The organism is Pseudomonas sp. KUIN-1 (assembly GCF_009176725.1).
Classification (GTDB): Bacteria; Pseudomonadota; Gammaproteobacteria; order Pseudomonadales; family Pseudomonadaceae; genus Aquipseudomonas; species Aquipseudomonas fragariae.
Genome location: NZ_AP020337.1, coordinates 405,947 through 429,867, shown reverse-complemented (window position 1 = coordinate 429,867; position 23,921 = coordinate 405,947). Strand labels below are relative to the sequence as shown.

Sequence of the window (23,921 nt, the reverse complement as noted above, 5' to 3'; positions counted from 1 at the left end):
ATCATCATCGTGCCCATGCTCCGCGTGGGCATGCCGTTCTGGACGCTCTGCGTCCTCCCTTGAGCAGGTGGCGCGGCGTTGGTCTGTGACGCGGAGCGTCACGAAAGGCATTCCCACGCTGGAGCGTGAGGAACGATAGTCGTCCGTAAGAACATCATCGTGCCCATGCTCCGCGTGGGCATGCCGTTCTGGACGCTCTGCGTCCTACCTTGAGCAGGTGGCGCGGCGTAGATCTGTGACGCGGAGCGTCACGAAAGGCATTCCCACGCTGGAGCGTGAGGAACGATAGTCGTCCGTAAGAACACCATCGTGCCCATGCTCCGCGTGGGTATGCCGTTCTGGACGCTCTGCGTCCTATCTTCTTTGTTGCAGCCAAGTATCAGGACTGAATCGCTGGTTTTTCCGGCACGGCCGGCGTAGGGGGCTTGGTAGCAGGTTTGGCCGCCGGCTTTCTTGTCGCTGGTTTTTTCGCTGCTGCAGTTTTGGTCGCGGTGCTGGTTTTGCGGGTGCTCGTAGCGGCAGGCTTTTTGGCAGCCTCGACGGGCATGGCCGCTGCTTTCTTGGCGACAGGCTTGGGCGCAGCCTTGACCAACGGTTTCGCCGCGTTCTTCGTCGCTGCCGGTTTGGCCGCCACAGTGCGCGAGGCAGCCGGTCTGGCTTTCGCGCCCGTCAGTAGCTCGATCTGCCGGGTCAGCTGGTCGACCTTGCTGTTCAGCGCCTGTACTTCACTGCGGCTCGGCACACCCAGGCGCGCAATCGCGCCATTCAGACGCTTGTCGAAAGCCTCTTCCAGCTCGTTCCACTTGCCAACCGCGAGGTCTTTCACGTCGTCTACGCGGGACTTGGCCGACTTGCTAGTGTTCTTGACGTCATCGAGCTGCTTCTGCGCTTCGACCTTGGTCAGTTTCTCGGCCTTCTCGCCGTCCTTCACCAGCGTCTCGAAAAGCTTGCTGCCGTCATTGCTGATTTTGGAATACGCGCCCAAACCAGCCAGCCAGATCTGACGAGAGTACTTCTCAACCTCGCCCATCCAGGAGCTGCCATCTTTTTCGGTTTTTTTCTTGCCAGCCATCCTGTTCTCCTTATCGTCCAGACGTGAAACGCACGAGTCATTCGGCACGCAGCGTTCGAGCTTTTATCGGCCCGACACGCTCATGCAGCACCGGCGGCTCGCAATGAGCGTGTCTACATCATGTTTAGACGCGATACCGATCCGGTTCAAGGCCTTTGCGACTCGAAGGTCGAAAGCACGCTCGATTCTGTCGATTTGCGCGCATAAAAGAGCGCATGGGCACACGGCGGCGAAGAAAAATCAGCAGGTCTGCATACGGCACTCAGGCAGCGAGCGCCTTGTCCAGAACGCGCTCGACTTCTGTCTTGATCGAACCGCTCATGGCCGACAGGATGAAGTTCAGCTCGATGTTGACGCGGATCAAAGCCTCTTCGACCTCGACCTCGCCCTTGGCGCCCTTGCCCTCCAGTTTTACGGTATCGCCAGCCCATTCGTGGGCCAGTCCGTATCGGGTGGACAGCTTCTCGACCAGTTGCTCGGCCTTTTTGCGGGCCTTCTCGAGGCCCAGGGCGTGCGGGCGTTCAACGGTTATCTTGGCCATCAGAGGCTTCCTTGATCGTCATATGAAATGCGGCGCAACTATATACACCCGCCCGCATCCAAGAAAGCGTTGCAGGTGAGCCTTGTCAAGACAAAGCCGGCCTTGGCGATTAGAATGACCCGCACTCTATTCCGGTGAAGCGATATGAACGATCAGCGCAAAGGCAGCGATGCCGAACCTACGACTCACTTCGGTTACAAAAATGTACCGGAAAGCCAGAAGGCAGAAAAAGTCGCTGAGGTTTTCCATTCGGTGGCGGCCAAGTACGACCTGATGAACGACCTGCTGTCCGGCGGCATGCATCGCCTGTGGAAGCGTTTCGCAATCGAGCTGTCCGGCGTCCGCACCGGCAACCGCGTGCTGGACATTGCTGGCGGCACGGGTGATCTGACCCGCAAATTCTCCAACCTGGTCGGCCCGACCGGCCAGGTGGTACTGGCTGACATCAACGCCTCCATGCTCAAGGTCGGCCGTGACCGCCTGCTGGACCTGGGTGTGTCGGGCAACGTCGAGTTTGTCCAGGCAGACGCCGAGAAGCTGCCATTCCCGGACAACCATTTCGACTGCGTGACCATCGCGTTCGGCCTGCGCAACGTGACGCACAAGGAAGACGCCCTGCGTTCCATGCTGCGCGTGCTCAAGCCGGGTGGTCGCCTGTTGGTGCTGGAGTTCTCCAAGCCGACCAACAAGTTGATGTCCAAGGCCTACGACGCCTACTCGTTCGCGTTCATGCCGTTGATGGGCAAGCTGGTCACCAATGATTCGGAAAGCTACCGCTATCTGGCCGAATCGATCCGCATGCACCCCAACCAGGAAACCCTCAAGTCGATGATGGTAGAAGCCGGTTTTGACCGAGTGACCTATCACAACATGACTGCCGGCGTCGTGGCCCTGCACCGCGGTATCAAACCCTGATGTTGCTCCGGGGGCTGCTCGCCAGCATCGAGCACGGCATCAATCGGGTGCTGCGCCTGGACAGCACCGCGCTGCCCCGCATGGCGCGTCTGTCCGGACGTGTCATTGCGGTGGACTGTCGCGATCCGTCCCTGAAGCTGTTCATCCTGCCCAGCGACCAAGGCTTGCTGCTCGCCGCTGACTGGGCGGCCGAGGCAGACTGCACCCTGCGTGCGCCGGCGTCCAGCCTGGTGCGCCTGGCCCTGAGCAAGGACAAGACCGCCGTGCTGCACGGCCCGGACGTCGAACTCGACGGTGACAGCGGCGCGCTGCTGGAACTGGTCGGCATTCTTCAGGACCTGGAGCTGGACTGGGAGCACGAACTGTCCAACTGGGTCGGCCCGGTGGCCAGCCAGTTGTTCAGCAGCCACCTGCGCAACAGCGGGCGCTGGACGCGGGAAAGCTTCAACAGCCTCAGCCAGAACGTCACCGACTACCTCAGCGAAGAATCGCGCACGCTGGTAGGCAAACACGAAGCCGAAGCACGATTCGCCGAACTCGATCAGATCAAACTCGATCTGGAACGCCTCGAGGCGCGCTTTGCCCGCCTTGCCCACTCCCTCAATACCAGCGATAACGCATGAAGCTGCTTGCCGTCCGCCGTCTGTTTCGCATTCAACGTGTCGTTATCCGCTATCGCCTTGATGACCTGTTGTTCGCCCTGCCCCTGCCGTGGTGGATGCTCGCGCTGCGTTTCGTGCTGCCCTGGCGCTGGCTGCCACGGCGCAAATCCGAGCTGAGCCGTGGCGTACGCTTTCGCCTGGCGCTCCAGGACCTGGGGCCGATTTTCATCAAGTTCGGGCAACTGCTGTCCACCCGGCGCGACCTGCTGCCCGAGGACATCGCCGACGAGCTGATGCTGCTGCAGGATCGCGTGCCGCCGTTCGATCAGCAATTGGCGATCAAGCTGATCGAAGAACAGCTTGGCGCGCGCATCTGTGACGTGTTCAGCCGCTTCGACGAGAAGCCGCTGGCGTCCGCTTCGGTCGCCCAGGTGCATGCCGCCTGCCTGAAGACCGGCGAAGAAGTCGTGGTCAAGGTGGTACGCCCCGGCCTCAAGCCGATCATCGGTCAGGACCTGGCATGGCTGTTCATTCTCGCCCGCACCGCCGAGCGCGTTTCCGCCGATGCCCGCCTGCTGCATCCGGTGCAGGTGGTGATGGATTATGAAAAGACCATCTACGACGAACTCGACCTGCTGCGTGAAGCGGCCAACGCCAGCCAGTTGCGACGCAACTTCGAAGGCTCCGACCTGCTTTACGTGCCACAGGTCTACTGGGACTGGTGCCGGCCGAAAGTGCTGGTCATGGAGCGTATCTACGGCCTGCAGGTCACCGACATGGCCGGGCTGGCGGATCAGCGCACCGACATGAAATTACTGGCCGAGCGCGGCGTGGAGATCTTCTTCACGCAGATTTTTCGCGACAGCTTCTTCCATGCCGATATGCACCCCGGCAACATTTTCGTCAGTACGGTCAACCCGTGGGCGCCGAAGTACATTGCCATCGACTGCGGTATCGTCGGCAGCCTGACCCCGGAAGATCAGGATTACCTGGCGCGTAACCTGTTTGCCTTTTTCAAACGTGATTATCGTCGCGTTGCGCAACTGCACATCGATTCGGGCTGGGTGCCGGCAGAGACCAAGCTCAATGAATTCGAAGCGGCCATCCGCACGGTCTGCGAGCCGATTTTCGAGAAGCCGCTCAAGGATATTTCCTTCGGTCAGGTGCTGATGCGCCTGTTCCAGACCGCACGCCGCTTCAATATGGAAGTCCAGCCGCAACTGGTTCTGCTGCAAAAGACCCTGCTCAACATCGAGGGGCTGGGTCGTCAGCTGTACCCGGAACTGGACCTGTGGAGCACCGCGCAGCCTTATCTGGAGCGCTGGATGCGTGAACGGGTCAGCCCGAAAACCCTGCTGGGCAATCTGCAATCACAGGTCGAGCAATTGCCGCACATCGCCGGCATGACCCGTGACCTGCTGGAACGCATGTCCCGCCCGCACGCCTCGGACCCGCCACGCCCTTGGCACGATCGCAAGGACGAGCCGGTCCTGCGGCTGATCGGTGCAGCATTACTGGTCGGCGGCGCGATACAGGGCTGGGTGATGAGCGAGGCCGCCACCCAGTTGCTGACGCTCACCGCGTGGCCGGCCGCGATCATGCTGATCGCCGGGCTGTATCTGATCGTTCGCCGATAGCCAGCAGCGAATGGCGCTGGCACACTGTTCAATCCGCCGGGCATGAAAGCCGGCTGCCGGAGTAGATATGAAAGACTGGCTGGACGAGATTCACTGGAACAGCGACGGTCTGGTGCCTGCAATCGCTCAGGATCACAAGACCGGCCGGGTATTGATGATGGCCTGGATGAACCGCGAGGCCCTGAGCCTGACCGCGGCCGAGAACCGTGCCATCTATTGGTCGCGTTCGCGTGGCAAACTCTGGCGCAAAGGTGAAGAATCGGGTCATGTGCAAAAGCTGCATGAACTGCGCCTGGACTGTGACGCCGACGTCATTATCCTGATGGTCGAGCAGATCGGTGGCATCGCTTGCCATACCGGCCGCGAAAGTTGCTTCTACCGAGTGCATGAAAAGTCAGGCTGGAAGACCGTAGACCCGGTTCTGAAAGATCCTGATGCTATTTACCCTGCAGGCCATTGAACATGACTGATACGTTGTCCCGTCTGGCCGAAGTGCTGGAATCACGCAAGGACGCCGCTGCCGACAGCTCCTATGTCGCAAGCCTGTATCACAAGGGCCTGAACAAGATTCTGGAAAAGCTCGGCGAAGAGTCGATCGAGACCATCATCGCTGCCAAGGACGCTGCGGTCAGCGGCGATTGCAGTGACGTGATTTATGAAACCGCTGACCTGTGGTTTCACAGCATGGTGATGCTCGCCGCGCTGGGTCAGCACCCACAGGCCGTGCTCGATGAACTGGACCGCCGATTCGGCTTGTCCGGCCACGCGGAAAAAGCCGCTCGCACGGCAGAGTAACGCTCTCCCCTTTCAAGCTTGAACTCTTTTACGAGGACTGTTTCATGGGTATTTTTGACTGGAAACACTGGATCGTCATCCTGATCGTCGTAGTACTGGTTTTCGGGACCAAGAAACTCAAGGGCCTGGGCAGCGACGTCGGCGAATCGATCAAGGGCTTTCGCAAGGCGATGAATGACGACGACAAGCCTGCCGAACAGCCTGCACCTCAACCCCAGCAGGCCCAGCCAGCCCCACAGGGCTCGCCGCTGAATCAGCCGCACACCATCGACGCGCAGGCGCACAAAGTCGACGAGCCGATCCGCAAAGACCAGGTTTAAGCCCATGTTCGGTATCAGCTTCTCTGAACTGCTGCTTGTCGGCCTGGTTGCCTTGCTGGTACTGGGTCCCGAGCGCCTGCCGGGTGCTGCACGCACCGCAGGCTTATGGATCGGCCGCTTGAAGCGCAGCTTCAATGCGATCAAACAGGAAGTTGAACGTGAAATCGGGGCCGACGAAATTCGTCGGCAGTTGCACAACGAGCATATTCTTTCGATGGAAGACGAAGCGCGCAAAATGTTCGCGCCCAATCAGCCGTCCGAGAACAGCCCGGAGCCGGCAAACCCGCCGCCAGCGCCCGCTGCGGCCGAAGCTGCAAGCCCCGTGCACAACCAAGCCGCACACCACGAAATCGGCCCTGCCCAACCTGCGGCACCAAAGACCGAGCTGTCGCTGGAGAAAACCGCGAAACCGGCTGACGCCGGCACACCGGTCCCGACGCCTCCCGCCCACGATTCGTCATTGCCACCGCGAGCACCATGAGCGCTGATACCCCGGAAAATGATCAGCAAATGCCGCTGATCTCGCACCTCACCGAGCTGCGTACACGTCTGTTGCGCTGCGTTGCGGCAGTCTTCCTGATTTTCGCCGGCCTGTTCTACTTCACGCAGAAGATCTACACACTGGTCTCGGCGCCGCTGCGAGTCTATCTGCCTGAAGGCGCAACGATGATCGCCACCGATGTGGCCTCGCCGTTCATCACGCCGTTCAAGCTGACCATGATGGTCGCGCTGTTTCTGTCCATGCCGGTCATCCTGCATCAGATCTGGGGCTTCATCGCGCCGGGCCTGTACAAGCACGAGAAGCGTGTCGCAGTGCCATTGCTGGTGTCGAGCATCATCCTGTTCTACGCAGGCATGGCGTTCGCCTACTTCCTGGTCTTCCCGCTGATTTTCCACTTCTTCGCCAGCGTGACGCCGGAAGGCGTGTCGATGATGACCGACATCGCCAGCTACCTGGACTTCGTGATGACGCTGTTCTTCGCCTTTGGCGTGGCCTTCGAAATCCCGGTGGCCGTGGTGTTGCTGGTGTGGATCGGCATCGTCGACGTCAAGTACCTGAAGAAGATCCGCCCTTACGTGATCATCGGCTGCTTCGTGGTCGGCATGATCCTCACGCCGCCGGACATCTTCTCGCAGACGCTGCTGGCGGTGCCGATGTGGCTGCTCTTCGAGCTGGGCGTCCTGTGCAGCACGATGATCAAGAAGCGTGGCGAACATCCGGACGATGAGGCCGAGGACGCTGACAAGCAGGATCAGCCGCCCGCGACCACTCCGTGAACCTGCTGCTGCTTGAGGAAGCCGATTTCATTGCGGCGGACCGGGTGGTCCTGCGTGACCGCCGCCTGAAGCACATGCAGGAGGTGCACCGCGCAGAGGTTGGCGACAGTTTGCGTGTGGGCCGCGTCAATGGCCTGCTGGGCAATGCCCAACTGCTGCGCCTTGAACCCCATGAAGCAGAGCTGCGTGTCGAGCTGCAGAGTGCTCCGCCGGCAAAGCTGCCGCTTACCCTGTTGCTGGCGTTGCCACGCCCGAAGATGTTACGCCGGGTGTTTCAGACCGTTGCGACCATGGGCGTACCGAAAGTCATTCTGCTGAACAGCTACAGGGTGGAAAAAAGCTTCTGGCAGACGCCGTTTCTCGAGGCCGAAGCCATCCGCGAGCAGCTGATTCTGGGCCTGGAGCAGGCGCGCGATTCGGTGCTGCCTGAAATCGTGATCGAAAAGCGCTTCAAGCCGTTCGTTGAAGATCGCTTGCCGCAGATCGCGCTCGACACACTGGCCCTGGTCGGCCATCCCGGTGATTTCCCGGCCTGCCCACGTGCGGTCACCCAACCGGTCACACTGGCCATTGGCCCTGAAGGTGGCTGGATACCGTACGAAATCGATCTGTTGCGCCAGTCAGGTTTGCAGCCCGTGCAACTGGGCGAACGCATCCTGCGCGTCGAAACCGCTGTAACGGCCCTTCTCGCTCGCTTGTTCTAAGCTGTCAGTGTCGACTCAATCGCTTCAGTTAACCGATAACTGGCCGATGCAGTCGGATACTTAGGACAAAAGATGTCAAGGAGTGATCATGTCTCGTGGGTTATCCAAAAGCCTCGCCAATGCGAGTGTCAGCCTCAAATTGGCGATCGGCTTTGGTCTGGTGCTGTTGATGACGCTGATGATTTCAGCCACCGGCTGGTTCAGCAATCAGGCCCTGATCGATCGTGGGGACCGTGTCACTGCGATTGCAGAGGTCAATGAGCTGACCCTTCAGTTGCGCATCAACCGTATGAGCTACGAGGTGCTGTACAACGCAGAGACTGCAGCGAAGGTCAGAAGTACACTCGATGAGCTCGACGCCGCACTGCAAACCGCCAGAAACCTGCTGCGATCCCCCGAGAACCTGCAGTTGCTGGATGTCCAGATTCAGGCCACTCGCGACTATCGCCAGTCGTTCGAGGACATGAGCAAGGCAATCGATACCCGCGAAGCCAGCCGCAGCCAGATGGGCGAAAACGCCGACAAGGCAGTGGATCAGGCCAACAGGATCGAAGCCGAACTGCTCAAGGAAGATAACATCCTCGCCTTCAATGGCATCGTCGGCGTCAGCAAGCTGATTCAGCAGGCGCGCTTTCAGGTACGTGGTTACACCTACAGCGGCCGTCCCGATTTCGAAAAGGACGCCAATAAAGCCATCGATGATGCTGTGACCGGGATCAACACGCTGGCTGGCGACATTTCTTCCACTTATTCGCCCATGCTGCAACAGGCCATCGCCGGGCTGAATGGCTACCGCGCGGCTGTGGGCAAATACCGCGATGCCCAGGCCGCCTCCAAGGCCGCACTGGATAAAATGACCACGCTGGGCGTCAGCATGCTCGCCACCAGCAACGACCTGATTGCCAGACAGAACAAGAGCCGCGACGCAGACAGCGCCAAGTCGGTCCAGATGATCATCGCCGCGACTGCGCTGGCGCTGGTGTTGAGCATTCTCGCGGCGTGGGTCATCACTCGCCAGATCACCACCCCGCTGCAGGAGACTCTCGAAGTAGTGGAGCGGGTCGCCTCGGGCGACCTGAGCCGCAACCTCAAGGTTGATCGCAAGGACGAGCTGGGCAAGCTGCAGGCCACGATTCAGCGCATGACGGTCAGTCTGCGCGAACTGGTCGGCGGGATTCGTGATGGCGTCACCCAGATTGCCAGCGCTGCGGAAGAGCTGTCGGCGGTTACCGAGCAGACCAGTGCCGGGGTCAACAGCCAGAAGGTCGAGACCGATCAGGTCGCTACTGCCATGCATGAAATGACGGCGACCGTTCAGGAGGTCGCACGCAACGCCGAGGAAGCTTCGGAAGCAGCGGTGACGGCAGACCGTCAGGCCCGTGACGGGGAACGGGTGGTCAACGAGGCCATTGCGCAAATCGAACGTCTCGCCTCTGCGGTGGGCAACTCCAGCGAAGCAATGGGCGCGTTGAAACAGGAAAGCGACAAGATTGGCAGCGTGCTGGACGTCATCAAATCGGTCGCCGAACAGACCAACCTGCTGGCGTTGAACGCCGCTATCGAGGCAGCACGCGCCGGTGAGGCCGGTCGGGGCTTTGCGGTGGTTGCCGATGAAGTGCGCAGCCTGGCGCAACGCACGCAAAAATCCACTGAAGAAATCGAAGCACTTATTGCCCGCCTGCAAAGCGGCACACAACAGGCAACCACCGTCATGGACAGCAGCCGCGAGCTGAGCACCAGCAGCGTGGAACTGACCCGCAGGGCCGGCGGATCGCTGGCGAACATCACCAAAACCGTCTCGTCGATCCAGGCCATGAACCAGCAGATTGCGGCTGCCGCCGAAGAACAGAGCGCGACCGCCGAAGAGATCAACCGCAGCATCATCAATGTCCGTGACGTGTCCGAACAGACCTCTGCAGCCAGTGAAGAAACCGCGGCGTCCAGTGTAGAACTGGCGAGACTGGGCAATCACCTTCAGGTGCTGGTGAGCCGTTTCACCGTCTGACCTGTCAGGACACAGCCCGCGTCAGCACTCGGCGCGGGCCATTTTTCCCGACAAAATGTGACACCTTTCACCCCTCCTCCCTGCTCGGAAATCTCCTACGACCTTCTCAGGTCACGCAATGAATCGCCACGCCGATGCGCTCACAACGCATGTCCCGACGGGTTCGGAACGTGCTTTTGTTCGCTCATTGCAGGAGATTCCAATGTTCCGACTGATCAATCAAGCGCTCGGCAACATGAACGTCAGATTCAAACTGTCCCTGGGTTTCGGCCTGGTGCTGTTATTGACGCTGATCATCACACTGACGGGCTGGCATGGCCTGTACACCATGATCGACCGCTCGGAGTCGCTCTCGGACATCGCCCAGCTCAACGGTCTGACCAAAGATCTGCGCGCCGAGCGAATCACCGACCGCGTCCAGAAAACCCCGGAGAGCACGGCGCTGGTTACAGAAAAGCTCAATGAAATGAAAGCCCAGCTTACCCTGCTGCACAAGCAGAGTGACGAGGAGGCAACCATCAAGCTGCTCAACGGGCAGTTCGAGACGCTGAACAGGATCGAAAAGACCTTCGCGGACGTTCGCGACAACCGACAGACCCGCAACCAGATACGCACGCGCCTGGAGCAGACCTCGGAACAGGCCTTGCAGGCCATCGCGCAGGTTGAGGTAGAAGTGCTCAAAAGCGTCAGCCAGGAACAGGACAGCAGCGAGCGGATGGAGGAATTCACCAATATTTCCCAACTGAGGCAGCAGGTCCAGACCGCTCGTTATCAAGTGCAGACGTATACCTTCACCACCCGCGACGCGGATGAAAGCGCAGCCATTGCGGCCATCGACGAAGCGCTCAAGGAAATCGGGCAGATCGCTCAGGATCAGGGCAACGAAAGCCTTCAGGGCCTGACACCGGCGACCGCAGCCCTGCAGAGTTATCGCGAACGGCTTGGCGAGTTCAAGCAGATACAGACCAAGGCCGAAGCGGATCAGGAAATCATGGAAGGCCTTGGCGAAACGCTGCTGGACTCCGTCGGCGCGCTGAATCGCCTGCAGACTGCACAGCGCGACAGCGAGGCGGCTAATTCCAGCGCCATGCTGAGCAGTGTTGCAGGTCTGGCACTGCTGATCGGATTGCTTGCCGCCTGGATCATGACCCGGCAGATCACCGTGCCTTTGCAGCAGACACTCAGTGCCGCAGCGCGCATCGCTCAGGGCGATCTGAGCCGGGACATATCGGTCACACGCCGTGACGAAATGGGTCAGTTACAAGGCAGCATGCAGACCATGACCGTCAGCCTGCGCGAACTGGTTGGCGGCATCAGCGAGGGCGTGTCGCAGATCGCCAGCGCGGCCGAACAGTTATCCGCGGTGACCAAACAGACCTGCATCGGAGTCACCAGCCAAAAAGACGAAACCGATCAGGTGGCCGCGGCCATGAATGAAATGGCCGCGACCGTGCAGGAAGTCGCGCGCAATGCGCAAGAAGCTTCGCAGGCAGCCGCTCAGGCGGATCAACAGGCGCGCAGCGGCGATGAAGTGGTCGGGCAGGCGATCACGCAGATCGAGCAACTGGCTCGCGAAGTGCTGAACTCCACCCAGTCGATGAGCGCGCTCAAGCAGGAGAGTAACAAGATCGTCGGCGTTCTTGACGTGATCAAGTCTGTTTCACAGCAGACCAATCTGCTGGCTCTCAATGCGGCGATTGAAGCAGCCCGCGCGGGAGAGGCCGGGCGCGGCTTCGCGGTGGTTGCCGATGAAGTGCGTGGTCTGGCGCAGCGCACGCAAAAATCCACCGAGGAAATCGAAGAGCTGATCGCCGCCCTGCAAACCGGCACACAACAGGTCGCGACCACTCTGGACAGCAGCCGCACCCTGACTGACAACACGGTTGAACTGAGCCGTCGTGCCGGTGGCGCACTGGAGCAGATCACCCGCACCGTGGCGACGATCCAGCACATGAACGAACAGATCGCTACCGCCAGCGAGGAACAGAGCGTGGTCGCCGAACAGATCAACCGTAACGTCATCAGCGTACGCGACATCTCCGAACAAACCGCCGCAGCCAGCGAACAAACCGCCGCCTCCAGCGTCGAACTCGCCAGACTGGGAAGCCACCTGCAGACACTGGTGGGGAAATTCAGGGTGGGTTGATAGATCTGCGACGCAAGGATTCCGACGCTGGAGCGCTTGGCGTTATACACCAGCCTGCTTTTGATTCTGCCCAACGGGCGTAGGAGCGGACTTGTCCGCGAAGGGGCCGCCAAGCTTTCCGGACATGCATCGCCTGAGCGACCGTCTTCGCGAACAAGTTCGCTCCTACCCCTCGGGCAGGAGGCCGTTTTTGATTCTGCCCAACGGGCGTAGGAGCGGACTTGTCCGCGAAGGGGCCGTCAAGCTTCCCGACAATGCATCGCTTGAAAGACCGTCTTCGCGAACAAGTTCGCCCCTACCCCTCGGGCAGGAGGCCGTTTTTGATTCTGCCCAACGGGCGTAGGAGCGGACTTGTCCGCGAAGGGGCCGTCAAGCTTTCCGGACATGCATCGCTTGAGCGACCGTCTTCGCGAACAAGTTCGCTCCTACCCCTCGGGCAGGAGGCCGTTTTTGATTCTGCCCAACGGGCGTAGGAGCGGACTTGTCCGCGAAGGGGCCGTCAAGCTTCCCGAACATGCATCGCCTGAGCGAGCGTCTTCGCGAACAAGCTCGCTCCTACCCCTCGGGCAGGAGGCCGCTTTTGATTCTGCCCAACGGGCGTAGGAGCGGACTTGTCCGCGAAGGGGCCGCCAAGCTTTCCGGACATGCATCGCCTGAGCGACCGTCTTCGCGAACACGTTCGCTCCTACCCCTCGGGCAGGAGGCCGTTTTTGATTCTGCCCAACGGGCGTAGGAGCGGACTTGTCCGCGAAGGGGCCGTCAAGCTTTCCGGACATGCATCGCCTGAGCGACCGTCTTCGCGAACACGTTCGCTCCTACCCCTCGGGCAGGAGGCCGTTTTTGATTCTGCCCAACGGGCGTAGGAGCGGACTTGTCCGCGAAGGGGCCGTCAAGCTTCCCGAACATGCATCGCCTGAGCGAGCGTCTTCGCGAACAAGCTCGCTCCTACCCCTCGGGCAGGAGGCCGCTTTTGATTCTGCCCAACGGGCGTAGGAGCGGACTTGTCCGCGAAGGGGCCGCCAAGCTTTCCGGACATGCATCGCTTGAAAGACCGTCTTCGCGAACAAGTTCGCTCCTACCCCTCGGGCAGGAGGCCGTTTTTGATTCTGCCCAACGGGCGTAGGAGCGGACTTGTCCGCGAAGGTGCCGTTAAGCTTTCCGAACATGCATCGCCTGAGCGAGCGTCTTCGCGAACAAGTTCGCTCCTACCCCTCGGACAGGAGGCCGTTTTTGATTCTGCCCAACGGGCGTAGGAGCGGACTTGTCCGCGAAGGTGCCGTTAAGCTTTCCGAAAATGTATTGCTTGAAAGACCGTCTTCGCGAACAAGTTCGCTCCTAGCCCTCGGGCAGGAGGCCGTTTTTGATTCTGCCCAGCGGGCGTAGGAGCGGACTTGTCCGCGAAGGTGCCGTCAAGCTTTCCGAAAATGTATTGCTTGAAAGACCGTCTTCGCGAACAAGTTCGCTCCTAGCCCTCGGGCAGGAGGCCGTTTTTGATTCTGCCCAACGGGCGTAGGAGCGGACTTGTCCGCGAAGGGGCCGCCAAGCTTTCCGGACATGCATCGCCTGAGCGACCGTCTTCGCGAACACGTTCGCTCCTACCCCTCGGGCAGGAGGCCGTTTTTGATTCTGCCCAACGGGCGTAGGAGAGGACTTGTCCGCGAAGGGGCCGTCAAGCTTCCCGACAATGCATCGCTTGAAAGACCGTCTTCGCGAACAAGTTCGCCCCTACCCCTCGGGCAGGAGGCCGTTTTTGATTCTGCCCAACGGGCGTAGGAGCGGACTTGTCCGCGAAGGGGCCGCCAAGCTTTCCGAACATGCCGCGAACAAGTTCGCCTCTCCCCCTCGCTTGCGTGGGTCTTTGCCACAAAGCCCAATAAAAAAGCCCCTGACGCGGTAAGCGTCAGGGGCTCTTTTCGTAGCCGGGCGGTTTTAGACCGGGACCGGCTCCGATGCTTTACCTTCAGGCTGCAAAGGCAGCAGAGGCGCATGTGGATCGGCTTCGATGGAAGCTCTCCACGCGGCCAGCCACTCTTCGTGACCTTCGCTCCAGACGCGCTCGTGCAAGCGGCCAAGGGCGACCGGGTCGCTCAGCAGCATCAGGCGTTCCTGATTGCCGAGTTTTGCCGGACCGACCTTGAGTGCCTGATCGACACGCTCCATACGCACCACTTCAATCGGCTGAGCCTGACGGTGACGCGACGTCGCCAGGGCGCAGGCCAGGGCGTTCTGGCGCGGGTCGACCACAGCGCGGATGAAGCCCTGCTTCAGCGCATGCCAGCGGTTCTCGTAGGTGTACCGATCCGTCGAGATCAGCTCTTGCGGCGGCTCGAACTCTTCAGGAATCAGGAAGAACTTCTCGTCACGCGCCTTGACGCCCAGATTGGTACGGCTGGAAATCACCGACACCGGAATCGACAGCATCAACGACACCACGATCGGCGCAAGCCACCACAGGAAGCTCGGGTTCAACCAGAACACCAGCAAGGCCCAGCACGCGCCCAGCAGGGTTTGCGGACCATGACGCTTCACCGCTTCGATCCACGGCGTGGAATCATCGTCGCGCTGCGGCGAGTTCCAGGTCGCGGCCCAGCCCAGGAAAGCGGCCAGTACGAAGCGTGTGTGGAACAGCATGCGCACCGGAGCCAGCAGCACCGAGAAGAGCATTTCCAGCAGCATCGAAACGGTGACCTTGAACTTGCCACCGAAGCCTTTCGCGCCCTTGGCCCAGATCAGAATGACGCTGAGCAGTTTAGGCAGGAACAGCAGGACGATGGTGGTCGAAAACAACGCAACGGCTTTTTCCGGGTGCCATTGTGGCCACAGCGGGTACAGCTGACGCGGTTCAAGGAAGTAGGTCGGCTCCATCAGCGTGTTCACCGCCAGCAAAGCCGTGGACAGCACGAGGAAGAAGAACCACAACGGTGCCGACAGGTAAGACATCACACCGGTCAGGAACACCGCACGGTGAACCGGGTGCATGCCCTTGACCAGGAACAGCCTGAAGTTCATCAGGTTGCCGTGGCACCAGCGACGGTCACGCTTGAGTTCGTCCAGCAGGTTAGGCGGCAACTCTTCGTAACTGCCTGGCAGGTCGTAGGCAATCCACACGCCCCAGCCGGCACGGCGCATCAGCGCAGCTTCGACGAAGTCGTGGGAGAGGATCGCACCGGCGAATGCGCCTTTGCCGGGCAGCGGCGCCAGGGCGCAGTGCTCGATGAAGGGCTTCATGCGGATGATCGCGTTGTGCCCCCAATAGTGGGATTCACCCAGCTGCCAGAAGTGCAGACCGGCAGTGAACAGCGGACCATAGACCCGGGTAGCGAACTGCTGCATGCGTGCATACAGCGTGTCCATGCCCGACGCACGTGGCGCGGTCTGGATGATACCGGCGTCCGGCGTGGCTTCCATCAGGCGAACCAGACTGGTCAGACACTCACCGCTCATGACGCTGTCGGCGTCCAGCACGACCATGTAGCGGTAGTCACCGCCCCAGCGCCGGCAGAAGTCGTCGAGGTTGCCGCTTTTGCGTTTTACGCGACGGCGACGGCGACGGTAGAAGATCTTGCCGAAGCCTTTGGTCTCGCGGCACACGTCCAGCCACGCCTGTTGCTCGGCAACGGCGATGTCGGTTTCGTTGGTGTCACTGAGCACGAAGAAATCGAAACGATCCAGGTCACCCGTGGCCGCTACCGATTCGAACGTAGCGCGCAGACCGGCGAAAACCCGAGGCACGTCTTCGTTGCAGATCGGCATGACCAGCGCAGTACGTGCGCCCTTTTCGATCGGCTCGTTGCCGGCACTGGCACCCGAGATGCGGTATTTGTCGCGACCGGTGAGCAGTTCCAGGAAGCCCATCAGCGCGGTCCAGAAACCGGCCGATACCCAGCAGAACAGAATCCCGAACAACAACAGGATACTGGTCTGCAAGGCATAAGGCATGACCTGCAAGGCGGTCTGCACGAAGGTCTGACGGGTGATTTCGTCGAGCGAAACCAGCGACCAGCCCTGATACGGCAGAATGCCTTTCATGTACCAGCCAGCCACGATCGTCTGACCCAGCATGAGGATCAGCAGGATGTAGCGACGGATCGAACCGACGGTACGCCAGCGCGCCTTCGGCAGATCCCGCGGCAGATCATCGTGCTCGGGCTTGGGCGGGTTGCCCTTGCCGGTCAGGCGACGCCAGCCGCGCACCAGGATGTTGGTGCGCCATGGCTCTGGCACGACCTTGGTCCGGCGAATCGGTGGTGTGGCCTTCAGGCACAGGCGACCGCTGGCATCGACGCCGAGCATCTCGGCGTCCTCCAGCTGATCTGCGGTAGTCAGCGTCAGACGGCGACCCACCGAAGCCTGAGCGGCCTCGGCAGGGTCAGTGACCGGCTGCGCGGAAAGTCGCTCATGCAACTCGGCGAAGGTCGTGCAGCCGGCAAGTTCTGCCCGCTGCTCGTCGCTCATCGGTAAATGCGCCAGGTACTCGTTCAGAGACATTGGCACCGGTAGAGAATTACTCATCGCTCGGCAACTGATAGCTCCAGGTCTCGGTCATGACTTGCAACGTCTTGGCCGGTTCCGGATGGGTGGGTGCTGCCTCGGTTTCAGGCTGCTGAATTTCCTTACCGTCCTTATCCTTGGCTGCTTCAGCCTTGGATGCGTCGGCTTTGCCTGCATCGGCCTTGGCGACTTCGCCTTTGCCTTTGGCTGCGTCAGCTTTTGCTGCGTCAGCCTTGCCTGCTTCAGACTTGGCAGTCTCAGGCTTGGCAGCTTCCGGCTTGGGTGCGTCGGCCTTGGCGATTTCTACCTGGTCGTTGGCGGACTCCTTGGCGACTGCCGGCTTGGCAGCTTCCTTGGCGGCGGCCTTCTTCTCTTCGGCTTTGTCAGCCACGAGCAGCGCAGGTTCCTTGCCCGGTTCGGCAGGGATTTCACGCAACAGGTAGGCGCGCATTTCGGTCGGCTTGCTGGAATCCTTGACCTTGACACGCAGGGTCAGGCGGTAACCTTTGGTGACCGGGTTGTAGCGCAGGTTGTTTTCCACCAGCTCGACGTTGTCGTCAGTGGTCACCTGGCTGCGAATGGTCTTGTCTTCCGGCAGTGCGGCCAGCACCGGGCCCACGAAGTCGACCAGGAAGGCAAGGCTGCCGTCCGGCTGACGGATCAGGTTGGACTGACGCACGTCACCGATGGAGCGTTGAGTCTGCTTGACCCAGCCCAGATCCGGCGAGTGAATCGAGTTTTCCTGCATGGTCCAGTGCAGACGGTAGTCGAACGCCATTTCCTGACCAGGCTCGGCCAGCGTTTCAGGCTTCCAGTAAGCTACGATGTTGTCGTTGGTCTCGTCGGCAGTCGGAATTTCGACCAGCTCGACAGTCCCTTTACCCCAATCGCCCTTCGGCTCGATCCAGGCACTTGGACGCTTGTCGTAGCGGTCATCCAGGTCTTCGTACTGGCTGAAGTCGCGGCCACGTTGCAGCAGACCGAAACCACGCGGGTTCTCGACCGAGAAGCTGCTGATGGACAGATGTTTAGGGTTGTTCAGCGGACGCCACAGCCACTCACCGTTGGCCGCCTGAATCGACAGACCGCTGGAATCGTGCAGTTCACGACGGTAGTTAGGCACACGCGAAGGCTGGTTGGCGCCGAACAGGAACATACTGGTCAGAGGAGCAACGCCCAGCTTGTTGACCTTGTCACGCAGGAACATGCGCGACTTCACGTCAACCAGGGTGTTGGTACCCGGACGCAGGGTCAACTGATAGGCACCGGTGGCACGCGGCGAGTCGAGCAGAGCGAAGATCACCAGATGGTTGTCATCCGGGCCTGGCTTCTCGATCCAGAATTCCTTGAAGCGCGGAAATTCTTCACCGGATGGCGAGGCAGTGTCGATCGCCATGCCGCGCGCGGAAAGGCCATAAACCTGACCCTTGCCGATGACGCGGAAGTAGCTCGCGCCCAGCATGGTCATGATTTCGTCCTGCTTGTCATCCTTGTTGATCGGATACAGGACACGGAAACCGGCATAACCCAGTTTCTCGGTGGATTTCGGGTCGATCTTCAGATCGCCGAAGTCAAAACGATTCGGGTCGTACTTGATCTCGTCGACGCTGGTCGCGGTCACTTCGTTGATCTTGACCGGCGTATCGAAGTGCATGCCCTGGTGGTAGAAAGACACTTTGAACGGAGTCTTCTCACCCGCCCATTCGGCCTTGTCATCACGGAAGCGGATCTTCTGATAATCGGCGAACTTCATGTCGCGCAGCTCGTTCGGCAGATTGCTCCGCGGAGCCTCGAACTTCTGCCCGGCCATTTCTTTGGCCTTCGCCGCTACATCATCAAGGTTGAACGCCCACAGTTGACCTGCACTGAACAGGCATACAAGGGCCGAGCTTGCCAGAAGTGCACTACGCAACCGCTTGACAGGTGTCTTTGGAGCATCACAGGGACTAACAATCACGAGCAACCCTCGCCGAAAAACAGATGAAAAAACCAACGGCCAGCTATCAATGCCGGGTTGGCGAGCATTGTTCCGACTCCGAATGGGCTTAATGATTCCCCAACCAGGTGTCAGAACCGCTTTTGTCATACCAAATGGACCAACAGTGTCGATCCCCGCAACGCGCGATTATCCAGTAGCGCGCGCCACAACGCATCAGGTATGACAAAGAAATTTATTCCCGCAAGACAGATGAATTCAGGGGGATAAAGTGAAATCGTAGCTTATGTATCAAACAAAAATGTCACGGGGCCATCATTTATCAGGTGCACCTGCATGTCTGCACCAAACTGGCCCGCAGCTACCGTGGGATGCGCGATTCTGGCCTGGCTCAACAGATAGTCGAACAACTCGGCGCCCAGTGCCGGAGGCGCGGCTTTCGAGAAGCCCGCACGCAACCCGCTTTTGGTGTCCGCAGCCAGCGTGAACTGGGAAACCAGCAACAGGCCGCCCCCCACCTCACGCAAGGACAGATTCATCTTGCCCTCAACATCGCTGAACACTCGATAATTGAGCAACTTGTGCAGCAACTTATCGGCACTGGCGCGGGTGTCTTGAGGCTCTATTCCCACCAACACCAATATGCCCTGTTCAATGGCGCCCACGACCTCGGTGCCCACCTCGACGCGCGCACTTCGCACGCGCTGCAACAAACCTTTCATAGATGCCTTTCCAGACTCAAAACCAATACCGGACTGCTGTCACGCCTCTTCGGGCGGCAGGTCGAGCAGATTGCGCGCCACTTCTGCGGCAGCACGCACCAGCGCGTCGGCGATACCCGGCTCGGCTGCCGAATGCCCGGCCTCGCGAATCACCTGCAGTTCACTGCCAGGCCAGTTCTGGTGCAGCTCCCACGCATTATCCAGCGGACAGATGACATCGTAACGACCGTGGACGATGATTGCCGGCAGGTGCGCGATCTTCGGCATGTCGCGAATCAGCTGGTTGTCTTCCAGAAAGGCGTTGTTCATGAAGTAGTGACATTCGATGCGCGCGATGGACAACGCGCGGTGCGGCTCGGCAAAGCGATCGACCACTTGCGGATTGGGCCGCAGGGTTGCGCAGCGCCCTTCCCAGGTCGACCAGGCCTTGGCAGCGTGCATCTGGGCGATCTGGTCCGGACCGGTGAGTCGCTTGTGGAAGGCAGCCAGAATGTTGTCACGCTCGTCCAGCGGGATCGGCGCGACATAATCCTGCCAATAGTCCGGAAACAGACGGCTGGCGCCGGCCTGATAGAACCAGTCGATTTCCTGCTGACGGGCGAGGAATACGCCACGCAGGATCATCGCGTGCACGCGGTCAGGATGGGTCTGTGCATAGGCCAGAGCGAGGGTCGAACCCCACGAACCGCCGAACAACACCCATTTGTCGATCCCGAGGTGCTCACGAATCGCTTCAAGGTCTTCCACCAGTTTCCAGGTGGTGTTGTTTTCAAGGCTGGCATGCGGTGTGGAACGACCGCAGCCGCGCTGGTCGAAGGTGACGATGCGGTACAGATTGGGATCGAAATAGCAGCGACTGTGCGCATCGCATCCCGAACCCGGGCCGCCGTGGATAAACACCACCGGCAAGCCTTCTGGCGAGCCACTTTCATCGACGTAAAGCACATGCGGTTGTTCCACGGCCAGATCGTGCCGGGCGTAGGGTTTGATCTGCGGGTACAAAGTCTGCATAAGTGCTCCATAAGTCCAGTTCAGAGGCTTCTATTATTCTGCCGTGGGGCATCATAAACCCGAAACGAAGAATCAGCATGCTGCACGTCATTGATCAGGATGGAACGAACGATGCAAGCGTTTTGCCAATTTCAACGGTGCGCGAACCAGAGCTGTCGCGCTGGGTCGAAGCGAGAGCTATGCCATGAATTATTTCGCTTTTTTTCAGGAAATAATTGACGACACGCCTACAGTCTAAGAATCCCGTTTTTCATTCGTCAGACTACTTGAGGTTTTACCGATGTCTCAGGAACCACTTGTTCGTGACGCTGATGTGGCCGCTTTTCGCGCCGCTGTGCTCGCCAAACTCACCTATTCGGTGGGCAAGGACCCCGACCATGCGTTTGAGCATGACTGGTTTGAAGCTGTCGCCCTTGCCGCCCGCGACCATATGGTCGAACACTGGATGGACCATACGCGGCAGATCTATCGCAAGGTTCAGAAACGCGTTTACTACCTGTCTCTCGAATTCCTGATAGGCAGGCTGCTGTACGACAGCCTGAGTAACCTGGGCCTGCTCGAAGTCGCTCGCGAGGCCTTGACCGAGCTGGGTGTGGACATCGAACGTATCCGCCTGCTTGAACCGGATGCGGCACTGGGCAACGGCGGCCTCGGTCGTCTGGCCGCGTGCTTCATGGAAAGCATGTCGACCCTGGGCATCGCGGGTCATGGTTACGGCATTCGTTACGAGCATGGCCTGTTTCGTCAGGGCATCGTCGATGGCTGGCAGCAGGAACAGACCGAGAACTGGCTGGACTTCGGTAACCCATGGGAATTCGAACGCCCTGAGGTGGTGTACTCCATCGGCTTCGGCGGCAGCGTCGACACCGTCCCGACCGAAGCGGGCGATTCGCGTCAGGTATGGCGTCCGGGCGAGACCGTTCGGGCCATCGCCTATGACACCCCGGTGGTGGGCTGGCGCGGCAAGAGCGTCAACACCCTGCGCCTGTGGCGCGCCCGTGCGGTAGAAGACCTGCACCTGGAACGCTTCAACGCCGGTGATCACTTCGGCGCCGTGGCCGAAGTGGTGCGCGCCGAAAGTATTTCCCGCGTGCTTTACCCGAACGATGCGACCGAAGCCGGTCAGGAACTGCGTCTGCGTCAGGAATACTTTTTCGTTTCCGCGTCGCTGCAGGACTTGCTGCGCCGCCATCTGAACCAGCACGCCACACTGACGGATCTGTCCGAGCACGCGGCGATTCAGATGAACGATACGCACCCCTCGATCGCCGTGGCCGAGCTGATGCGTCAGTTGATCGACAACCACAACATCCCGTGGGACACCGCGTGGAAAATCACCGTCGGCACCCTCGGCTACACCAACCACACTCTGTTGCCTGAAGCACTGGAGACCTGGTCGGTCGGTCTGATGGAGCGGATGCTGCCGCGCCACATGCAGATCATCTACCTGATCAACGCGCAGCACATCGACACACTGCGCGCCAAGGGTGTCGACGACGTCAACGTGCTGCGCGCGGTATCGCTGATCGAAGAAGACAACGGTCGTCGGGTACGCATGGGCAACCTGGCCTTCCTCGGCTCGCACAGCGTCAACGGCGTTTCGGCGCTGCACACCCAACTGATGCGCAAGACCGTATTCGCCGAGCTGCACAAGATCTATCCGGAGCGGATCAACAACAAGACCAACGGCATCACCTTCCGCCGCTGGCTGTTCCAGGCCAACCCGAAACTGACCGAGATGCTTGTCGAGTCGCTCGGCGAGGATGTTCTGGACAACGCCGAGACGCGCCTCAAAGAGCTCGAGCCGTTCGCCGAGAAGTCGTCGTTCCGCAAGCAGATGGCCGATCAACGCCTGCACAGCAAGCGTGCGCTGGCCGCGATCATTCACGAGCGCTTGGGCATTGCCGTCAATCCTGCCGCGATGTTCGACGTTCAGGTCAAGCGCATCCACGAGTACAAGCGCCAGTTGCTGAACCTGTTCCACACCGTCGCCCTGTATCAGGCCATTCGGGCTGAGCCGGGGACCGATTGGGTGCCACGGGTGAAGATCTTCGCCGGCAAGGCGGCGGCCAGCTATCACTCGGCCAAACTGATCATCAAGCTGACCAACGATATCGCGCGGACCGTGAACAACGATCCGACCGTACGCGGTCTGCTGAAAGTGGTGTTCATGCCCAACTACAACGTCAGCCTGGCGGAGAGCATCATTCCGGCGGCCGACCTGTCCGAGCAGATATCCACCGCAGGCCTGGAAGCGTCCGGGACCAGCAACATGAAGTTCGGCCTCAACGGCGCACTGACCATCGGTACGCTGGACGGTGCCAACGTGGAAATGAGCGAGCAGGTCGGGCTGGAGCACATGTTCATCTTCGGCATGTCTTCGCAACAGGTCGAAGCCCGCAAGCAGGCAGGTGAGTTCAGCGCGCATGACGACGTGGCCGCTTCCGGACGCTTGAACGATGTGCTGCAGGCGATCCGTGGCGGTGTGTTCTCGCCGGATGATCCGAACCGTTACGTGGGTCTGATCGACCAGTTGCTGGCGTATGACCGCTTCCTGGTCTGCGCTGACTTCGACTCGTACTGGGCGGCCCAGGCCAAGGTCGAAGAGCGCTGGCACGACTCCAAGGAATGGTGGCGCTCGGCGGTCCTCAACACCGCACGCATGGGCTGGTTCTCCTCGGACCGGACCATCCGCGAGTACGCCGGAGACATCTGGAAGGCGCTGGAGTGACGTCATAGCCTGAACAGACTCACAGACTCTGTGGGAGCGAGCTTGCTCGCGAAGAGGCCGGCACTGCCTCAGAAAGAAGGCGCTGGAAACAGCGCCTTCTCAAGCAATGCGGACCACAACCCCGGTCACACCCACACTGACCTGTGTTCTGCCTGTTACTCAGAATTCCACCAGACTTCGCGCAGGTGTCGGCACTTGCGCGTTACATAACCAACCCTGTGTACCGCTCAAAACATTACAAGCGATGTCCGACGGCCCCTATATACTGCGCCTGATGAACCTTCACACACCGAAAAGGATATCGTCGCGTGCTTTGGATTTGTCTGGTGGTGGGCGGCACGGCACTAGGCTACTCGCTGAGTTATGACGAGTGGGCAGGTGCGCTGATTGGCGCAGTCATGGGCTGGGCCGTATGGGCCGGCATTCGCGTGCGCCTGCTTGACAGGCAATCCGCCGATCAGCTGCAGCAACTGCTCGCAACCCGTGAATCCCTCGATGTCCTTCAGCAGCGCCTGAGCGCACTTGAACGTCAGTCCGCGCCCGGCGTGCCGCCTGCGCAGGACCCTGCACCGCTTCCACTCGATGCGATCATTATCGAAGCACCCACCGACGGTCCCGAGCTGATCTGGGATCTCCCGGACGAGCAGCCACAGGCAGCAACGCCAGTCGAGCCCGCCCCACAGAGCCTCCAGCCAGCCACGACAGCAAAAGCCAATCCGCTGGACAGCGCGATCAGCTGATGGCACTGGCCTTGACGATCGGCGGTCACATGCGCGCCAACCGCCAGCTGTGGCTGGGCGGCGCAGCGTTGATCGGAGTGGTGGTGATCAAGCTGTTCTTCGTCGAGCTGAGCAATCGCGGCGGCATGGAGCGCATCGTATCGTTCATCGGTGTTGGTATTTTGCTATTGGTGGTGGGATATTTCGCACCGTTACCGCCGAAACACTCTGTCACAGAGGTCGGTGAAGAACCCGGCCCAGGCTCGACTGCCGCACCGGAAACGCTATGAGGAAAC

General features: G+C 60.2%; 18 protein-coding genes and 4 pseudogenes. 15 read left to right on the top strand and 7 right to left on the bottom strand.

Annotated elements, in window-relative coordinates; all coding sequences use genetic code 11:
* Window positions 1-379 precede the first annotated feature (379 nt).
* The 3 genes and pseudogenes from KUIN1_RS02135 to KUIN1_RS02125 all read right to left on the bottom strand — a co-directional run bounded on the left by KUIN1_RS02135 (window position 380) and on the right by KUIN1_RS02125 (window position 1,613).
* Window positions 380-1,072, bottom strand: a complete 693-nt coding sequence (locus tag KUIN1_RS02135; protein ID WP_116886866.1) for a phasin family protein — start codon at window positions 1,070-1,072, stop codon at window positions 380-382.
* A gap of 63 nt (window positions 1,073-1,135) precedes the next feature.
* Window positions 1,136-1,270 (bottom strand): annotated as a pseudogene (locus KUIN1_RS02130) (phasin family protein); the annotation flags it as partial.
* Between the two features lie 64 nt (window positions 1,271-1,334).
* On the bottom strand, window positions 1,335-1,613 hold the full coding sequence (locus KUIN1_RS02125; RefSeq protein WP_011266368.1) for a polyhydroxyalkanoic acid system family protein: 279 nt from the start codon (window positions 1,611-1,613) through the stop codon (window positions 1,335-1,337).
* Window positions 1,614-1,757: 144 nt separating this feature from the next.
* Here KUIN1_RS02125 and ubiE point away from each other — a divergent pair, with 144 nt between their 5' ends.
* The 12 genes and pseudogenes from ubiE to KUIN1_RS28455 all read left to right on the top strand — a co-directional run bounded on the left by ubiE (window position 1,758) and on the right by KUIN1_RS28455 (window position 12,015).
* Complete coding sequence (gene ubiE, locus KUIN1_RS02120; RefSeq protein ID WP_002551635.1) at window positions 1,758-2,528, top strand: bifunctional demethylmenaquinone methyltransferase/2-methoxy-6-polyprenyl-1,4-benzoquinol methylase UbiE; 771 nt, start codon at window positions 1,758-1,760, stop codon at window positions 2,526-2,528.
* Window positions 2,528-3,151: a ubiquinone biosynthesis accessory factor UbiJ gene (locus tag KUIN1_RS02115; protein ID WP_116886867.1), complete on the top strand. Its 624-nt coding sequence runs from the start codon at window positions 2,528-2,530 to the stop codon at window positions 3,149-3,151. The genes ubiE and KUIN1_RS02115 overlap by 1 nt, the downstream gene beginning before the upstream one ends.
* On the top strand, window positions 3,148-4,767 hold the full coding sequence (gene ubiB, locus KUIN1_RS02110; RefSeq protein WP_003316635.1) for a ubiquinone biosynthesis regulatory protein kinase UbiB: 1,620 nt from the start codon (window positions 3,148-3,150) through the stop codon (window positions 4,765-4,767). The genes KUIN1_RS02115 and ubiB overlap by 4 nt, the downstream gene beginning before the upstream one ends.
* Window positions 4,768-4,834: 67 nt before the next feature.
* Window positions 4,835-5,227 carry a phosphoribosyl-AMP cyclohydrolase gene (hisI, locus tag KUIN1_RS02105; RefSeq protein ID WP_116886868.1) on the top strand — a complete coding sequence of 131 codons (393 nt, stop codon included), beginning with the start codon at window positions 4,835-4,837 and terminating at the stop codon, window positions 5,225-5,227.
* 2 nt (window positions 5,228-5,229) lie between these two features.
* A complete protein-coding gene (locus KUIN1_RS02100; protein WP_002551631.1) occupies window positions 5,230-5,562 on the top strand; it encodes a phosphoribosyl-ATP diphosphatase in 333 nt (110 codons plus the stop codon).
* A 44-nt stretch (window positions 5,563-5,606) separates the two neighbouring features.
* On the top strand, window positions 5,607-5,882 hold the full coding sequence (locus tag KUIN1_RS02095; protein WP_003316632.1) for a twin-arginine translocase TatA/TatE family subunit: 276 nt from the start codon (window positions 5,607-5,609) through the stop codon (window positions 5,880-5,882).
* Window positions 5,883-5,886: 4 nt separating this feature from the next.
* Window positions 5,887-6,363: a Sec-independent protein translocase protein TatB gene (gene tatB / locus KUIN1_RS02090; RefSeq protein ID WP_103360062.1), complete on the top strand. Its 477-nt coding sequence runs from the start codon at window positions 5,887-5,889 to the stop codon at window positions 6,361-6,363.
* Window positions 6,360-7,160 (top strand): twin-arginine translocase subunit TatC, encoded by an 801-nt coding sequence (tatC, locus tag KUIN1_RS02085; RefSeq protein WP_011266364.1) that lies wholly within the window; start codon window positions 6,360-6,362, stop codon window positions 7,158-7,160. The genes tatB and tatC overlap by 4 nt, the downstream gene beginning before the upstream one ends.
* Window positions 7,157-7,864, top strand: coding sequence for a 16S rRNA (uracil(1498)-N(3))-methyltransferase (locus KUIN1_RS02080; RefSeq protein ID WP_024650698.1), 708 nt, complete (start codon window positions 7,157-7,159; stop codon window positions 7,862-7,864). Before tatC ends, KUIN1_RS02080 begins: the two co-directional genes overlap by 4 nt.
* 169 nt (window positions 7,865-8,033) lie before the next feature.
* Window positions 8,034-9,869, top strand: coding sequence for a methyl-accepting chemotaxis protein (locus KUIN1_RS02075; protein WP_430758753.1), 1,836 nt, complete (start codon window positions 8,034-8,036; stop codon window positions 9,867-9,869).
* A gap of 118 nt (window positions 9,870-9,987) precedes the next feature.
* Window positions 9,988-11,157 (top strand): annotated as a pseudogene (locus KUIN1_RS28460) (methyl-accepting chemotaxis protein); the annotation flags it as partial.
* Window positions 11,140-12,015, top strand: a complete 876-nt coding sequence (locus KUIN1_RS28455) for a methyl-accepting chemotaxis protein (protein WP_430624555.1) — start codon at window positions 11,140-11,142, stop codon at window positions 12,013-12,015. The pseudogene KUIN1_RS28460 and the gene KUIN1_RS28455, both read left to right, overlap by 18 nt.
* A 1,929-nt stretch (window positions 12,016-13,944) precedes the next feature.
* On the opposite strand, the gene mdoH is transcribed toward KUIN1_RS28455, so the two are convergent.
* From mdoH to pip, 4 genes are all read right to left on the bottom strand, one after another.
* Complete coding sequence (gene mdoH / locus KUIN1_RS02050; protein WP_011266360.1) at window positions 13,945-16,527, bottom strand: glucans biosynthesis glucosyltransferase MdoH; 2,583 nt, start codon at window positions 16,525-16,527, stop codon at window positions 13,945-13,947.
* The gene (locus KUIN1_RS02045; protein WP_116886680.1) at window positions 16,520-18,463 is read right to left on the bottom strand and encodes a glucan biosynthesis protein G; all 1,944 of its coding nucleotides are present in this window, start codon (window positions 18,461-18,463) and stop codon (window positions 16,520-16,522) included. Before KUIN1_RS02045 ends, mdoH begins: the two co-directional genes overlap by 8 nt.
* 263 nt (window positions 18,464-18,726) lie before the next feature.
* On the bottom strand, window positions 18,727-19,164 hold the full coding sequence (dtd, locus tag KUIN1_RS02040; protein ID WP_011266358.1) for a D-aminoacyl-tRNA deacylase: 438 nt from the start codon (window positions 19,162-19,164) through the stop codon (window positions 18,727-18,729).
* A 39-nt stretch (window positions 19,165-19,203) separates the two neighbouring features.
* Window positions 19,204-20,175: a prolyl aminopeptidase gene (gene pip / locus KUIN1_RS02035; RefSeq protein ID WP_003414210.1), complete on the bottom strand. Its 972-nt coding sequence runs from the start codon at window positions 20,173-20,175 to the stop codon at window positions 19,204-19,206.
* Between the two features lie 280 nt (window positions 20,176-20,455).
* On the opposite strand from pip, the gene KUIN1_RS02030 reads away from it, so the two are divergent.
* The 3 genes and pseudogenes from KUIN1_RS02030 to KUIN1_RS28445 form a co-directional block, all read left to right on the top strand.
* Window positions 20,456-22,906, top strand: a complete 2,451-nt coding sequence (locus KUIN1_RS02030) for a glycogen/starch/alpha-glucan phosphorylase (RefSeq protein ID WP_003403097.1) — start codon at window positions 20,456-20,458, stop codon at window positions 22,904-22,906.
* A gap of 308 nt (window positions 22,907-23,214) precedes the next feature.
* Window positions 23,215-23,643 (top strand): annotated as a pseudogene (locus KUIN1_RS28450) (DUF2339 domain-containing protein); the annotation flags it as partial.
* Window positions 23,643-23,915: pseudogene (locus KUIN1_RS28445) on the top strand (DUF2339 domain-containing protein); the annotation flags it as partial. The pseudogenes KUIN1_RS28450 and KUIN1_RS28445, both read left to right, overlap by 1 nt.
* Window positions 23,916-23,921 lie beyond the last annotated feature (6 nt).